Source organism: Micromonospora sp. NPDC048887 (genome assembly GCF_040649715.1).
In the GTDB taxonomy this organism is placed as follows: Bacteria; Actinomycetota; Actinomycetes; order Mycobacteriales; family Micromonosporaceae; genus Micromonospora.
Window position 1 is genome coordinate 353,517 of sequence record NZ_JBEZGA010000004.1, and the last position, 14,084, is coordinate 367,600.

The 14,084-nt window shown below is 72.5% G+C and carries 14 protein-coding genes; 11 read left to right on the top strand and 3 right to left on the bottom strand.

The window, feature by feature from the left end:
• Positions 1–106: 106 nt before the first annotated feature.
• The gene (gene aroC / locus AB0C17_RS09355) at positions 107–1,285 is read left to right on the top strand and encodes a chorismate synthase (RefSeq protein WP_357477737.1); all 1,179 of its coding nucleotides are present in this window, start codon (positions 107–109) and stop codon (positions 1,283–1,285) included.
• Positions 1,282–1,791, top strand: a complete 510-nt coding sequence (locus AB0C17_RS09360; protein ID WP_357477740.1) for a shikimate kinase — start codon at positions 1,282–1,284, stop codon at positions 1,789–1,791. The genes aroC and AB0C17_RS09360 overlap by 4 nt, the downstream gene beginning before the upstream one ends.
• Here the strand turns inward: AB0C17_RS09360 and AB0C17_RS09365 are convergent.
• Both AB0C17_RS09365 and AB0C17_RS09370 read right to left on the bottom strand, forming a co-directional pair.
• On the bottom strand, positions 1,781–2,584 hold the full coding sequence (locus AB0C17_RS09365) for a cytochrome c oxidase assembly protein (protein ID WP_357477743.1): 804 nt from the start codon (positions 2,582–2,584) through the stop codon (positions 1,781–1,783). The genes AB0C17_RS09360 and AB0C17_RS09365 overlap by 11 nt on opposite strands.
• Entirely contained in the window at positions 2,581–3,123 is a 543-nt protein-coding gene (locus AB0C17_RS09370; RefSeq protein ID WP_357477746.1) for a DUF2243 domain-containing protein, read from the bottom strand. Before AB0C17_RS09370 ends, AB0C17_RS09365 begins: the two co-directional genes overlap by 4 nt.
• Before the next feature lie 92 nt (positions 3,124–3,215).
• Here AB0C17_RS09370 and aroB point away from each other — a divergent pair, with 92 nt between their 5' ends.
• The 4 genes from aroB to nusB all read left to right on the top strand — a co-directional run bounded on the left by aroB (position 3,216) and on the right by nusB (position 5,807).
• Positions 3,216–4,292 carry a 3-dehydroquinate synthase gene (aroB, locus tag AB0C17_RS09375; protein ID WP_357477749.1) on the top strand — a complete coding sequence of 359 codons (1,077 nt, stop codon included), beginning with the start codon at positions 3,216–3,218 and terminating at the stop codon, positions 4,290–4,292.
• Positions 4,289–4,729, top strand: a complete 441-nt coding sequence (aroQ, locus tag AB0C17_RS09380) for a type II 3-dehydroquinate dehydratase (RefSeq protein ID WP_357477751.1) — start codon at positions 4,289–4,291, stop codon at positions 4,727–4,729. The genes aroB and aroQ overlap by 4 nt, the downstream gene beginning before the upstream one ends.
• Positions 4,730–4,815: 86 nt before the next feature.
• Complete coding sequence (efp, locus tag AB0C17_RS09385) at positions 4,816–5,373, top strand: elongation factor P (protein ID WP_357386495.1); 558 nt, start codon at positions 4,816–4,818, stop codon at positions 5,371–5,373.
• A 23-nt stretch (positions 5,374–5,396) separates the two neighbouring features.
• Entirely contained in the window at positions 5,397–5,807 is a 411-nt protein-coding gene (nusB, locus tag AB0C17_RS09390; protein WP_357386586.1) for a transcription antitermination factor NusB, read from the top strand.
• 64 nt (positions 5,808–5,871) lie between these two features.
• Here the strand turns inward: nusB and AB0C17_RS09395 are convergent, their stop codons facing one another.
• Positions 5,872–6,360, bottom strand: coding sequence for a helix-turn-helix domain-containing protein (locus AB0C17_RS09395; RefSeq protein ID WP_013285505.1), 489 nt, complete (start codon positions 6,358–6,360; stop codon positions 5,872–5,874).
• A 286-nt stretch (positions 6,361–6,646) separates the two neighbouring features.
• Here AB0C17_RS09395 and pyrR point away from each other — a divergent pair, with 286 nt between their 5' ends.
• From pyrR to carB, 5 genes are read left to right on the top strand one after another with little or no spacing between them, the layout of a single operon-like run.
• Positions 6,647–7,228, top strand: coding sequence for a bifunctional pyr operon transcriptional regulator/uracil phosphoribosyltransferase PyrR (gene pyrR / locus AB0C17_RS09400; RefSeq protein ID WP_357386493.1), 582 nt, complete (start codon positions 6,647–6,649; stop codon positions 7,226–7,228).
• 58 nt (positions 7,229–7,286) lie between these two features.
• On the top strand, positions 7,287–8,213 hold the full coding sequence (locus AB0C17_RS09405) for an aspartate carbamoyltransferase catalytic subunit (RefSeq protein WP_091424316.1): 927 nt from the start codon (positions 7,287–7,289) through the stop codon (positions 8,211–8,213).
• The gene (locus tag AB0C17_RS09410) at positions 8,210–9,487 is read left to right on the top strand and encodes a dihydroorotase (RefSeq protein WP_357477754.1); all 1,278 of its coding nucleotides are present in this window, start codon (positions 8,210–8,212) and stop codon (positions 9,485–9,487) included. Before AB0C17_RS09405 ends, AB0C17_RS09410 begins: the two co-directional genes overlap by 4 nt.
• Positions 9,484–10,656 carry a glutamine-hydrolyzing carbamoyl-phosphate synthase small subunit gene (gene carA, locus AB0C17_RS09415; RefSeq protein ID WP_357386489.1) on the top strand — a complete coding sequence of 391 codons (1,173 nt, stop codon included), beginning with the start codon at positions 9,484–9,486 and terminating at the stop codon, positions 10,654–10,656. The genes AB0C17_RS09410 and carA overlap by 4 nt, the downstream gene beginning before the upstream one ends.
• Positions 10,649–13,996, top strand: coding sequence for a carbamoyl-phosphate synthase large subunit (carB, locus tag AB0C17_RS09420; RefSeq protein ID WP_357477757.1), 3,348 nt, complete (start codon positions 10,649–10,651; stop codon positions 13,994–13,996). Before carA ends, carB begins: the two co-directional genes overlap by 8 nt.
• Positions 13,997–14,084: the final 88 nt, after the last annotated feature.

Below are 14,084 nucleotides of genomic sequence, written 5' to 3' on the forward strand. Positions count from 1 at the left end.
CTCACCCGCCGGGCGGCGGACCAGCGCGCGGAGGTGGCCTGTCCGGTTGGCGGGATGCGGCGGGCGGCGTACGCCGGTGACCACCGGGCGTGACACACTGACCGTCGTGTTGCGCTGGCTGACTGCAGGTGAATCGCACGGACCCGCCCTCGTCGCGATGCTGGAGGGCGTACCCGCCGGCATCGAGGTGACCACCGGGGAGATCTCCGGCGAGCTGGCCCGGCGCCGGCTCGGCTACGGCCGGGGCGCCCGGATGTCGTTCGAGCAGGACGAGGTCGAGATCATCGGCGGGCTCCGGCACGGCGTCACGCTGGGCAGCCCGGTGGCGATCCGGGTCGGCAACTCCGAGTGGCCGAAGTGGCGCACCGTGATGGCCGCCGACCCGGTCGACCCGGAGGAACTGGCAAGCCAGGCCCGCAACGCGCCACTGACCCGCCCTCGTCCCGGTCACGCCGACCTGGCGGGCATGCAGAAGTACGGGCACACCGACGCCCGGCCGATCCTGGAGCGCGCCAGCGCCCGGGAGACGGCCGCCCGGGTCGCGGTGGGCACCGTCGCCAAGGCGTTGGTGCGGCAGGCGCTCGGCGTGGAGATCGTCTCGCACGTGGTCGAGCTGGGCCCGGTGGCGGTCAAGCCAGGGCTGCGCCCCACGCCGGAGGACGCCGCGCGCATCGACGCCGACCCGCTGCGCTGCCTCGACGCCGAGGCCAGCGCCCGGATGGTCGCCGAGGTCGACGCCGCGAAGAAGGCCGCCGACACACTCGGTGGCGTGGTCGAGGTGCTCGCGTACGGGGTGCCGCCGGGCCTGGGCAGCCACGTGCAGTGGGACCGCAAGCTCGACGCCCGCCTCGCGACCGCGCTCATGTCGATCCAAGCGATCAAGGGCGTGGAGATCGGCGACGGCTGGCAGCAGGCCCGCTCGCGCGGTTCGGAGGCGCACGACGAGATCGTGCCCACCGCCACCGGCGTGCGGCGGATCACCGACCGGGCCGGTGGCCTGGAGGGCGGCATCACCACCGGTGAGCCGCTGCGGGTGAAGGCGGCCATGAAGCCGATCTCGTCGCTGAACCGGGCGCTCGCCACGATCGACGTGACCACCGGCGAGCCGGCCACCGCCATCAACCAGCGCTCCGACGTGTGCGCGGTGCCGGCGGCGGCCGTGGTGGCCGAGGCGATGGTCGCGCTGGTGCTGGCCGAGGCGGCGGTGGAGAAGTTCGGCGGCGACTCGATCGCCGAGATGCGCCGCAACCTGGCCGGTTACCTCGACAGCCTGGTGATCAAATGAGCACCCGGCCGGTCTGCGTGCTGGTCGGTGCGCCCGGCTCCGGCAAGACCACAGTCGGCACGGCGCTCGCCGAGGCGCTCGGCGTCGGCTTCCGGGACACCGACGCCGACATCGAGAACCTCGCCGGCAAGCCCATCCCGGAGATCTTCGTGGACGAGGGGGAGGACCACTTCCGTACCCTCGAACGGGCCGCCGTGGCGGCGGCGCTCGCGTCGCACGCGGGCGTGCTCGCGCTCGGCGGCGGCGCGGTCCTGGCCGAGGAGAACCGGGCCGCGCTGATCGGCCACACGGTGGTGCACCTGTCGGTGGAGCTGCCGGACGCGCTCAAGCGGGTCGGTCTGGGCGCCGGCCGGCCGCTGCTCGCGCTGAACCCGCGCGCCACGCTCAAGCACCTGATGGACCAGCGCCGCCCGCTCTACGCCGAGGTGGCGACCGCGACTGTGGTCACCGACGGGCGTACCCCGCAGGAGCTGGCGGCGGAGATCGCCGCGCTGCTCAAGCCCTGACCCGCACGGCCGCGACCGGCGCGGACCGCGCGGCGCGGCGGCGCCGGGCCGGTTCGGGCCGCCAGGTGGCGAGCAGCGCTAGCGCCAGCGCGATCTCGGCCAGGTCGCCGAGGTAGTACATGAGCGTGGCCCCGGCCCGCAGCTCGGCGGCGGTGGCGGGCACGTCCACGAACAGCCCGGCGTAGAGCAACTGGGCGATGGTGGCGTGCGCCGCGACCCCGAACCCGATCACCACAAGCCGCACCGGTACGCGGGGACGGTGCGGTCCCGGGTCCGGCCCGGCGATCGACCAGGCGAATAGGCAGCCGCTGAGCAGGAAGTGCAGGTTCACCAGCGTGTGCAGGGCCGGGTTGTCCAGCGTGGCCCGGTACAGCGGGGTGAGGTAGAGCAGCCAGAGCCCGCCCGCGGTGAGCAGGAGCCCGGTCACCGGGTGGCCGAGCACCCGCGCGACCGGGTGCCGCAGCAGGTGGGCCAGGGCCCGGCCGGTACGCCGGTCCAGCGTGCGCAGCAGCAGCGTGACCGGGGCGGCGAGCACCAGCGCCAGCGGCGCGAGCATGCCGATCAGCAGGTGCTGCCACATGTGCCCGACGAAGTCACCGGCCGGCCAGAGCAGCCCCGCCACCAGCAGCAGCGTGCCCAACCCGAAGCTCGCCGTGCGGGCGTGCGGCCAGCCCGGTCCGCCCGGGTCGCGCAGGCGCAGCGCGGCGGCCAGGTACGCCCAGAACAGCACCAGCGGCAGCAGCGCGACGGCCGGGAAGCCGCCGTCGGCGTGCCCGGCGTGGGCCGGGATCACCGCCGCTCCGGCGCGCAGAGGTCCACCTCGCGGGCCCGGCGCTGGATCGCCCAGCCCACCGCGATCAGCACCACGCCGAGGGCGAGGAACCCGAGGTCCCACCAGAGCTGGTTCGGACCGCCGCGGACGTGGTGGATGCCGAGCAGGTGGTGGTCGACGACGCCCTCGACCAGGTTGAACAGGCCCCAGCCGATCAGCGCCCAGCCCCACAGCATGGGCGAGCGCCACAGCCGGCCCCGCGAGGTGGTGACCCGGGCGTAGAGCAGGGCCAGGCCGGTCAGCACCGCGACCCAGGTGACCACGTGGAACAGCCCGTCCCAGAGCGTGTTCATCTGCAACCCGGCCACGGTGTCGACCGGGTACTCGCGGATGCCGGCCCGGTCGCTGCCGGTGCTGCTGAGCATGTGGTGCCACTGGAGGACCTGGTGCAGGACGATGCCGTCGACGAAGCCGCCCAGCCCGACGCCGAGGATGGTGGCGGGCAGCCGGATGCTCGTCGCGGACTCCGGTCGGGTCGCGGGTGCCGTCGTCTCGCTCATTCCGGCCGCCCTACCCGGCGTGCGGCCGGGCAAACACCCAGGGAGTGGACAGTCGCCCCGCGAGGGCGGCGCGCTGGACTAGGCTGCCCGCGATGGACGAGGTGACCCGGATCCCGGTCGGCGGCGAGCGGCCGTACGACGTGCTCGTGGGACGTGACCTGCTGGACCCGCCGCCGGCGCTGCTACCCGGCGCCGAGCGGGTGGCCTTCCTGCACTCGCCGCCGCTCAAGGCGCTGGCCGACCGGCTCGCCGCCGGCGTCCGCGGGGCCGGCGTGACTCCGCTGCTCATCGAGGTGCCGGACGCGGAGGCGGGCAAGCACGTCGACGTGGCGGCGGCCTGCTGGGATCGGCTCGGCGAGGCCGGGTTCACCCGTACCGACGCGGTGGTCGGGGTGGGCGGCGGCGCGGTCACCGACCTGGCCGGTTTCGTCGCGGCCACCTGGCTGCGCGGGGTGCGCTGGGTGCCGGTCGCCACGTCGCTGCTCGGCATGGTCGACGCCGCCGTGGGCGGCAAGACCGGCATCAACACCGCCGCCGGCAAGAACCTGGTCGGCGCGTTCCACCCGCCGGCCGGCGTGCTGGCCGACCTGGCGACGCTGGACAGCCTGCCCCCGGCCGACCTGGCGGCCGGGATGGCCGAGGTGGTCAAGTGCGGCTTCATCGCCGACCCGGTCATCCTCGACCTGGTCGAGCGGGATCCGGCCGCCGCGCTGGACCCGGCCGGGCCGGTGCTGCGGGAACTGGTCGAGCGCGCGGTCCGCGTGAAGGCCGGCGTGGTCGGCGGGGACCTGCGCGAATCCGGGGTACGCGAGGTGCTCAACTACGGGCACACGCTGGCGCACGCGATCGAGAAGGTGGAGGGGTACCGCTGGCGGCACGGTCACGCCGTGGCGGTCGGCCTGGTGTACGCCGCCACGCTGGCCCGGCTCGCCGGCCGCCTCGACGCGGCCGACGCCGAGCGGCACCGCCGGGTGCTGACCGCGCTCGGCCTGCCCACCGGCTACCGGGCCGACGCCTGGCCGGAGCTGCTGGCGGCGATGCGGGTGGACAAGAAGGCCCGGGGGAGCCGGCTGCGGTTCGTGGTGCTCGACGGGCTCGCCCGCCCGGCGATCCTGGAGGCGCCGCCGGACGACCTGCTCGCCGCCGCGTACGCGGAGATCAGCTCGTGAGGGTGTACGTGCTCAACGGGCCGAACCTGGGCCGGCTCGGCACCCGCCAGGTCGACGTGTACGGGGTGACCAGCTACACCCAGCTGGTGGCCGACTGCGAGCGGTACGGCCGGGAGCTGGGCCTGGACGTGGTGGTCCGGCAGACCGACGCCGAGCACGAGATGCTGGCCTGGCTGCACGAGGCGACCGACGAAGCGGCGGCGGTGGTGCTCAACCCGGCCGCCTGGTCGCACTACTCGATCGCGGTGCGGGACGCCTGCGCCATGCTGCGCGGCCCGCTGGTCGAGGTGCACATCTCCAACATCCACGCCCGGGAGGAGTTCCGGCACCACTCGGTGGTCTCCGCCGTGGCCACCGGCGTGATCTGCGGCCTGGGCGTGGACGGCTACCGGCTGGCGCTGCACCACCTGGCCGCCCGGCTCGCCGCGGGCGCCTGAGCCCCTCAGTTCCGTGGCGCGAGTCCGATTCGACAGAGCGAGTAGACTTGGACGGTCTGTCCGCCAATTGATGATCAAGGCAGGAAATGGCCACCACCAACGACCTGAAGAACGGCCTGGTACTCAACCTGGACGGCGAGCTGTGGGCCGTCGTCGAGTTCCAGCACGTCAAGCCCGGTAAGGGTGGTGCCTTCGTGCGCACCACGCTGAAGAACGTGCTGTCCGGCAAGGTGGTCGACAAGACCTTCAACGCGGGCACCAAGGTCGAGACCGCGACCGTGGACAAGCGCACCATGCAGTACCTGTACGCCGACGGCGAGGACTACGTCTTCATGGATCTGGAGACGTTCGACCAGATCACCGTCATGGGCGGCGTCGTCGGCGAGGCCGCCAACTACCTCCTCCCCGAGGCCGAGGCGACGGTCGCCACCCACGAGGGTGTACCGCTGTACATCGAGCTGCCGACCTCGGTCGTGCTGGAGGTCACCTACACCGAGCCGGGCCTGCAGGGCGACCGGTCGACCGGCGGCAACAAGCCGGCCACCGTCGAGACCGGCGCGACGGTGCAGGTGCCACTGTTCATCACCACCGGTGAGAAGATCAAGGTCGACACCCGCGACGGCCGTTACCTCGGCCGATCCTGATGGCCGAGGGTCCCAAGCAGCAGATGCCGGCGCGTCGTAAGGCGCGCAAGCGGGCGCTGGACGTGCTCTTCGAGGCCGACCTGCGGGACCGCCCGCCGGTCGAGGTGCTCGCCGGTTACCTGCAACGGATCGAGCAGCCGCGCCCCGACCACCTCGGCTACGCGATCGGGCTGGTCGAGGGCGTGGCGGCGCACCTCGACCGGATCGACGAGACGATCGCCAGCTACGCCGAGGGGTGGACGCTGGAGCGCATGCCGGTGGTCGACCGCAACCTGGCCCGGATCGCCGTGTACGAGCTGCTCTACGTCGACGAGATCGACGACGCGGTGGCGATCAGCGAGGCCGTGGAGCTGGCCCGGCAGATGTCGACAGACGACTCGCCCCGCTTTCTCAACGGCATCCTCGGCCGGATCGCCGAGTACGCCACGCGCTGACGCGTGCCGGATCGACGAAGGGCCCGTGCCAGGCGGCACGGGCCCTTCTCGTCGTACGGGGGTCTCAGGAGGCGAAGAACGCCCGCGGGTCGGCGACCAGCACGCCGTGCTCGGTCAGCCGCTCGATCAGGCCCGACGGCGAGGCGTCGTAGACGATCGCGAGGGCGCGCAGGTCGTCGGCGCGGATCGAGAGCACGCGGCCGTTGTAGTCACCGCGCTGCTGCTGGATGGCACGCGCGTACCGGGCCACGTACGCGAGGTCCTCGGAGGCCTCGTCGTAGAGCCGCTCCAGGTCCAGCACGATCTTGCTGGTGGGCTCGTGACGCACCCCGCTGCCGTCGGGCAGCAGCTCCGAGACGGGAACGCGGTAGAAGTCGGCCAGCTCCGCCAGGCGGGACACGGTGACGGCGCGGTCGCCGCGCTCGTACGAGCCGACCACCACGGCCTTCCACCGCCCGTTCGACTTCTCCTCCACCCCCTGCAGGGACAGACCCTGCTGCTGGCGGATGGAGCGCAGGCGGGCGCCCAGCGACTTGGCGTATTCAGAGGGCATTCGGACACTCCCAGTGCTGTTCGGGTTCTCCGAGCTATCGCTACGGAGCGTGACGGTACGGGGATTGCGACAAGTGGTCAAGTGTTGCCGTCCACCGGGTCCCGCACCCCTGTGTGGCTTGTCCCCATTTCTCCGGGCTGACCAGCAGGTCAGTACCGGCGGCGGGCAGCCCGGTGACCGCTGGTAACGTGGCGTGAAGCCCCGGTCCGGGCCCCGCGCGGGCCGGCCGGAGCCGACCAGACGTCCTTTAACGACCCGTCCCGTGAGGCGGGGAAGGAGGTCCGCCGTGGCCTACCCACCGGCTGCCCACTCGTCGCCGCCGCGACAACCCTCGGTGAAGGTGATCCTCGCCGCAGCGGACGTTTCGCGGGTGGTCGACCGCATCGCCCACCAGATCCTGGAGAAGACCCAGGGCGCCGCCGACACCGTGCTGCTCGGCATCCCCACCCGGGGCGTGCCGCTGGCCCACCGCCTCGCGGCCCGGATCAGCACCTTCGAGGACGTCACAGTCCCGGTCGGCGTGCTCGACATCACGCTCTACCGCGACGACCTGCGCCGGCACGCCACCCGCGCGGTCGGCCCGACCGACCTGCCGCCCGGCGGGATCGACGGCAAGCGGGTGATCCTCGTCGACGACGTGCTGTTCTCCGGCCGCACCGTGCGGGCCGCGCTGGACGCGCTCAGCGACGTGGGCCGCCCGGCGTCAGTGCAGCTCGCGGTCCTGGTCGACCGCGGCCACCGCCAGCTGCCGATCCGCGCCGACTACGTCGGCAAGAACATCCCCACCGCGCTGGCCGAGAACGTCAAGGTCACCCTCGCCGAGACCGACGGCACGGACGAGGTCAAGCTGTACGGGGGGTCACTGTGAGCGCGAGGAGTGCAGCGAAGCGGAGCCCCGCAGTCGCGAACGAAAGGCGGCTCTGCGCATGATCCGGCACCTGCTCTCCGGCGCCGACCTGGACGCCGGCACCGCCACTCTGGTCCTGGACACCGCCGCGGAGATGGCGACGGTGGCCGGGCGTGAGGTCAAGAAGCTGCCCGCGCTGCGCGGGCGCACCGTGGTCAATCTCTTCTACGAGGACTCCACCCGGACCCGGATCTCGTTCGAGGCGGCGGCCAAGCGGCTCAGCGCCGACGTGATCAACTTCTCCGCCAAGGGCTCCAGCGTGGCCAAGGGGGAGAGCCTGAAGGACACCGCGCTCACGCTCCAGGCGATGGGCGCGGACGCGGTGGTCGTCCGGCACCCCGCCTCCGGCGCCCCGCACCGGCTCGCCGAGTGGGTCGACGGCTCGGTCGTGAACGCCGGTGACGGCACCCACGAGCACCCCACGCAGGCGCTGCTCGACGCGTACACGATGCGGTCCCGGCTGGGCCGGCTCGACGGGCTGCACGTGGCGATCGTCGGCGACGTGCTGCACTCCCGGGTGGCCCGCTCCAACGTGCTGCTGCTGTCCACGCTCGGCGCGAAGGTCACCCTGGTCGGCCCGCCCACGCTCATCCCGGTCGACATCGCCGCCGCCCTGGCCCCCGGTACCGACGTCTGTTACGACCTCGACGCCGTTCTCCCAGATGTGGACGTGGTGATGATGCTGCGGGTGCAGCGTGAGCGGATGGGTGACTCCTACTTCCCGTCGGCCCGCGAGTACGCCCGCCGCTACGGGCTCGACGGGCCGCGCATGCGCCGGCTGCCCGGGCACGCGATCGTCATGCACCCCGGCCCGATGAACCGGGGCATGGAGATCACGCCCGAGGTGGCCGACTCGCCCCGCTCCACCATCGTCGAACAGGTCGCCAACGGGGTCTCCGTGCGGATGGCCGTGCTCTACCTGCTGCTCGGAGGGAACAACCGGTGACCGCGTACCTCATCACAGGCGTCAGCATCGTCGGCGGCGAGCCGACCGACCTGCTCATCCGCGACGGCGTGGTGGCCGCCGTCGGCGGCGGACCCACCGCCGACGACGCCACGGTCATCGACGCGACCGGCCTGGTCGCGCTGCCCGGCCTGGTCGACCTGCACACCCACCTGCGTGAGCCCGGCCGGGAGGACGCCGAGACCGTCGAGTCCGGCTCCCGGGCGGCGGCGCTCGGCGGCTACACGGCGGTGTGCGCGATGGCGAACACCTCGCCGGTCGCCGACACCGCGGGCGTGGTGGAGCAGGTCTGGCGGCTCGGCCGCGAGGCCGGCCTGGTCGACGTGCAGCCGATCGGCGCGGTCACCGTCGGGCTGGCCGGCGAGCGCCTGGCCGAGCTGGGCGCGATGGCCGACTCGGCCGCCGGGGTGCGGATCTTCTCCGACGACGGGCACTGCGTGTCCGACCCGCGGCTGATGCGCCGCGCGCTGGAGTACGTCAAGGCGTTCGACGGCGTGATCGCCCAGCACGCCGAGGAGCCCCGGCTGACCGAGGGCGCGCAGATGCACGAGGGCGAGGTGTCCACCCGCCTCGGCCTGACCGGCTGGCCGGCCGTCGCCGAGGAGGCGATCATCGCCCGGGACGTGCTGCTGGCCGAGCACGTCGGCAGCCGTCTGCACGTCTGCCACGTCTCCACCGCCGGCAGCGTCGAGGTGCTGCGCCAGGCCAAGGCGCGCGGGGTACGCGTCACCGCCGAGGTGACGCCGCACCACCTGCTGCTCACGGACGCCAAGGCGGAGAGCTACGACCCGGTCTTCAAGGTCAACCCGCCGCTGCGTACCGCCGCCGACATCGCCGCGCTGCGCGACGCGCTGGCCGAGGGCGTGATCGACATCATCGCCACCGACCACGCGCCGCACGCCGTGGAGGACAAGGAGTGCGAGTGGGCGTACGCCCGGCCGGGCATGGTCGGCCTGGAGACGGCGCTGTCCATCGCGCTCGACGTGTTCGGCCCCCGCTGGGACCTGATCGCCGAGCGGATGTCCCGCACACCGGCCCGGATCGCCGGGCTGGCCGGGCACGGCCTCGACCCGGCGCCCGGCGTACCGGCCAACCTGACCCTCGTCGACCCGGCCGCCCGGCGCGTCATCGAACCGGCGGAGCTGGCCAGTCGCAGTCGCAACACCCCGTACGCCCGCATGACGCTGCCGGGTCGCATCGTGGCGACCTTCCTGCGCGGCGAGGCGACGGTCCTGGACGGAAAGGCTGTTAAGTGAAGAGACGTCCTGCGATCCTCGTCCTGGAGGACGGGCGCACGTTCCACGGCGAGGCGTACGGCAGCGTCGGGGAGACCTTCGGCGAGGCGGTCTTCAACACCGGCATGACCGGCTACCAGGAGACGCTCACCGACCCCTCCTACCACCGGCAGGTGGTGGTGCAGACCGCGCCGCACATCGGCAACACCGGCGTCAACGGCTCCGACGACGAGTCCGACCGGATCTGGGTGGCCGGTTACGTGGTGCGCGACCCGGCCCGGATCAGCTCGAACTGGCGGGCCACCGGCGGCCTGGAGGACCGGCTCGCCGCCGAGGGCGTGGTCGGCATCAGCGGGGTGGACACCCGGGCGCTGACCCGGCACCTGCGTGAGCGCGGCGCGATGCGGGTCGGCATCTCCAGCGTCGAGGACGACCCGGCCGCCCTGCTGGAGCGGGTACGCCGTTCGCCGCAGATGGTCGGCGCGAACCTGTCCGACGAGGTGACCACCGCCAAGCCGTACGTGGTGCAGGCGCAGGGCGAGCACCGGTTCACGGTGGCCGCCGTGGACCTGGGCATCAAGCGCAACGTGCCGCGCCGGCTCGCCGCCCGCGGCGTCACCACCCACGTGCTGCCCGCCGGGTCGACGATCGAGGACCTGCTCGCCACCGGCGCGGACGCGGTCTTCTTCTCGCCCGGCCCGGGCGACCCGGCGACCGCCGACGGCCCGGTGGCGCTGGCCCGGGAGGTGCTGGCCCGGCGGATCCCGCTGTTCGGCATCTGCTTCGGCAGCCAGATCCTCGGCCGGGCGCTCGGCTTCGGCACCTACAAGCTGGGGTACGGCCACCGTGGCATCAACCAGCCGGTGCTCGACCGGGCCACCGGCAAGGTCGAGGTGACGAGCCACAACCACGGCTTCGCGGTGCAGGTGCCCGGTGCCGGGGACGGCGCCGTGGTGCCGGATCAGGTGATCCAGACCGAGTTCGGCGGTGTCCAGGTGTCACACGTCTGCCTCAATGACAACGTGGTCGAGGGGCTGCGGGCCGTGGACGTGCCCGCCTTCACCGTCCAGTACCACCCGGAGGCGGCGGCCGGCCCGCACGACGCGGACTACCTCTTCGACCGTTTCGCCGAGTTGATCGAAGGCCGTGGCTTCGACCGGAACCACAGTGAAGGCGGCAAGAATGCCTAAGCGGACCGACCTCAAGCACGTCCTGGTGATCGGCTCCGGGCCGATCGTGATCGGACAGGCCTGCGAGTTCGACTACTCCGGCACCCAGGCCTGCCGGGTGCTGCGCAGCGAGGGGATCCGGGTCAGCCTGGTCAACTCGAACCCGGCGACGATCATGACCGACCCGGAGTTCGCCGACGCCACGTACGTCGAGCCGATCACGCGTGAGTTCGTCGAGCTGGTCATCGCCAAGGAGCGCCCGGACGCGCTGCTGCCGACGCTCGGCGGGCAGACCGCGCTGAACACCGCCGTCGCCCTGCACGAGGCGGGCGTGCTGGAGAAGTACGGCGTCGAGCTGATCGGCGCGAACATCGAGGCGATCAACCGGGGCGAGGACCGGCAGCTGTTCAAGGAGATCGTCGCAAAGGCCGGCGTACGGCTGGGCCTGGCGGACCCGTCGGCGCTGGTGCCGCGTTCGCGGGTCTGCCACTCGATGGACGAGGTCCGCGAGACGGTCGCCGACCTGGGCCTGCCGGTGGTCATCCGGCCGTCGTTCACCATGGGCGGCCTCGGTTCCGGCATGGCGCACACCGACGAGGACCTGGAGCGCATCGCCGGTTCCGGCCTGGCGGCCAGCCCGGTGCACGAGGTGCTCATTGAGGAGAGCGTGCTCGGCTGGAAGGAGTACGAGCTCGAACTGATGCGCGACCGCCACGACAACGTGGTGGTGGTCTGCTCGATCGAGAACGTCGACCCGATGGGTGTGCACACCGGCGACAGCGTCACCGTCGCGCCGTCGATGACGCTCACCGACCGGGAGTACCAGCGGCTGCGTGACCTCGGCATCGCGGTGCTGCGCGAGGTCGGTGTGGACACCGGCGGCTGCAACATCCAGTTCGCGGTGAACCCGGCCGACGGCCGGATCGTCGTGATCGAGATGAACCCGCGCGTGTCGCGCTCCTCGGCGCTGGCGTCGAAGGCCACCGGCTTCCCGATCGCGAAGATCGCCGCGAAGCTCGCCATCGGCTACACGCTGGACGAGATCCCCAACGACATCACGCTCAAGACGCCCGCCGCGTTCGAGCCGACGCTCGACTACGTGGTGGTGAAGATCCCCCGGTTCGCGTTCGAGAAGTTCCCCGGCGCGGACCCGGAGCTGACCACCACGATGAAGTCGGTGGGCGAGGCGATGAGCCTGGGCCGCAACTTCACCGAGGCGCTGAACAAGGCGATGCGTTCGATGGAAACCAAGGCGTCCGGTTTCTGGACCACTCCGGATCCGGAGGGCGCGACGAAGGAGAACACCCTCGCCGCGCTGCGCGTGCCGCACGACGGCCGGCTCTACACGGTCGAGCGGGCGCTGCGTCTCGGCGCGTCGATCGCCGAGGTGTCCGAGGCGTCCGGCGGCATGGACCCGTGGTTCCTGGACCAGATCGCCTCGCTGGTCGAGCTGCGCGCCGAGATCGTGGACGCGCCGGTGCTCGACGCCGCGCTGCTGCGCCGGGCCAAGCGGGCCGGGCTGTCCGACCGGCAGCTCGCCGCGCTGCGTCCGGAGCTGGCCGCCGAGGACGGCGTCCGCACGCTGCGGCACCGGCTCGGCGTCCGGCCGGTCTACAAGACGGTGGACACCTGCGCGGCCGAGTTCGAGGCGACCACGCCGTACCACTACTCGACGTACGACTCGGAGACCGAGGTGGCGCCCTCGGCCCGGCCCAAGGTGCTCATCCTGGGCTCCGGGCCGAACCGGATCGGTCAGGGCATCGAGTTCGACTACTCGTGTGTGCACGCCGTGCAGGCGCTCCGGGACGTGGACTACGAGACCGTCATGGTCAACTGCAACCCGGAGACCGTCTCCACCGACTACGACACCGCCGACCGGCTCTACTTCGAGCCGCTGACGTTCGAGGACGTGCTGGAGGTCTGGCACGCCGAGGACTCCTCCGGCAAGGAGGCCGGCGGGCCCGGCGTCATCGGGGTGATCGTCCAGCTCGGCGGGCAGACGCCGCTCGGCCTGGCCCAGCGGCTCAAGAACGCCGGGGTGCCGATCGTCGGCACCTCGCCGGAGTCGATCCACCTGGCCGAGGAGCGCGGCGCGTTCGGCGCGGTGCTGGCCCGGGCCGGCCTGCGCGCGCCCGCGCACGGCATGGCTACCTCGTACGACGAGGCGAAGGCGATCGCCGACGAGATCGGGTACCCGGTGCTGGTCCGCCCCTCGTACGTGCTCGGCGGCCGCGGCATGGAGATCGTGTACGACGACGCCACGCTACGTGACTACATCGGCCGGGCCACAGCGATCTCGCCGGACCGCCCGGTGCTGGTGGACCGGTTCCTGGACGACGCCATCGAGATCGACGTGGACGCGCTCGTGGACGCCGACGGCGACGTCTACCTGGGCGGCGTGATGGAGCACATCGAGGAGGCCGGCATCCACTCCGGCGACTCGTCCTGCGCGCTGCCGCCGATCACCCTGGCCGGTTCGCACCTGGCCCAGGTGCGGCACTACACCGAGCAGATCGCCCGCGGCGTCGGGGTGCGCGGCCTGCTCAACGTCCAGTACGCGTTGCAGGGCGACATGCTCTACGTGCTGGAGGCCAACCCGCGCGCCTCCCGGACCGTACCGTTCGTCTCGAAGGCCACCGCGGTGCCGCTGGCGAAGGCGGCGGCCCGGATCGCGCTCGGCGCCACCATCGCGCAGCTGCGCGCCGAGGGGATGCTGCTGCCGGCCGGCGACGGCGGCACCATGCCGGCCGACGCGCCGATCGCGGTCAAGGAGGCGGTGCTGCCGTTCAAGCGGTTCCGCACCCCGGCCGGCAAGGGCATCGACGTGCTGCTCGGCCCGGAAATGAAGTCCACCGGCGAGGTGATGGGCATCGACACCGGCTTCGGGCAGGCGTTCGCCAAGTCGCAGGCCGCCGCGTACGGGTCGCTGCCGACCGCCGGGAAGATCTTCGTCTCGGTCGCCAACCGGGACAAGCGCGGCATGATCTTCCCGATCAAGCGCCTGGCCGACCTGGGCTTCGAGATCGTGGCCACCACCGGCACGGCCGAGGTGCTGCGCCGGCACGGCATCGCCTGCGAGCAGATCCGCAAGCACTACGAGTCGGGTGAGGGCGCGGACGCGGTCTCGCTGATCCTCGGCGGCGACGTGGCGCTGGTGGTGAACACGCCGCAGGGCTCCGGCGCGAGCGCCCGTTCCGACGGGTACGAGATCCGCAGCGCGGCGGTGAGCGTGGACATCCCGTGCGTCACCACGGTGCCCGGCGCCGCCGCCGCCGTCATGGGCATCGAGGCCCGCATCCGGGGTGACCTGAAGGTCCGCCCGCTGCAGGACCTGCACGCCGCCCTGCGGGCGGGCGAGTGACAGCGCGCCTTCACGCGCCGATCATGAGGTTGGCGGCGATGTGGATCTCCAAATCCGCCGCCAACCTCATGATCGACGGGGAGGCCGG

Bases quoted from the DNA above. Each gene is read 5' to 3' on its own strand.
- AB0C17_RS09405 (WP_091424316.1), top strand. From the start codon at position 7,287: ATGATCCGGCACCTGCTCTCCGGCGCCGACCTGGACGCCGGCACCGCC.
- nusB (WP_357386586.1), top strand. From the start codon at position 5,397: ATGCCGGCGCGTCGTAAGGCGCGCAAGCGGGCGCTGGACGTGCTCTTC.
- AB0C17_RS09395 (WP_013285505.1), bottom strand. From the start codon at position 6,360: ATGCCCTCTGAATACGCCAAGTCGCTGGGCGCCCGCCTGCGCTCCATC.
- AB0C17_RS09360 (WP_357477740.1), top strand. From the start codon at position 1,282: ATGAGCACCCGGCCGGTCTGCGTGCTGGTCGGTGCGCCCGGCTCCGGC.
- carB (WP_357477757.1), top strand. From the start codon at position 10,649: ATGCCTAAGCGGACCGACCTCAAGCACGTCCTGGTGATCGGCTCCGGG.
- aroB (WP_357477749.1), top strand. From the start codon at position 3,216: ATGGACGAGGTGACCCGGATCCCGGTCGGCGGCGAGCGGCCGTACGAC.
- AB0C17_RS09370 (WP_357477746.1), bottom strand. From the start codon at position 3,123: ATGAGCGAGACGACGGCACCCGCGACCCGACCGGAGTCCGCGACGAGC.
- efp (WP_357386495.1), top strand. From the start codon at position 4,816: ATGGCCACCACCAACGACCTGAAGAACGGCCTGGTACTCAACCTGGAC.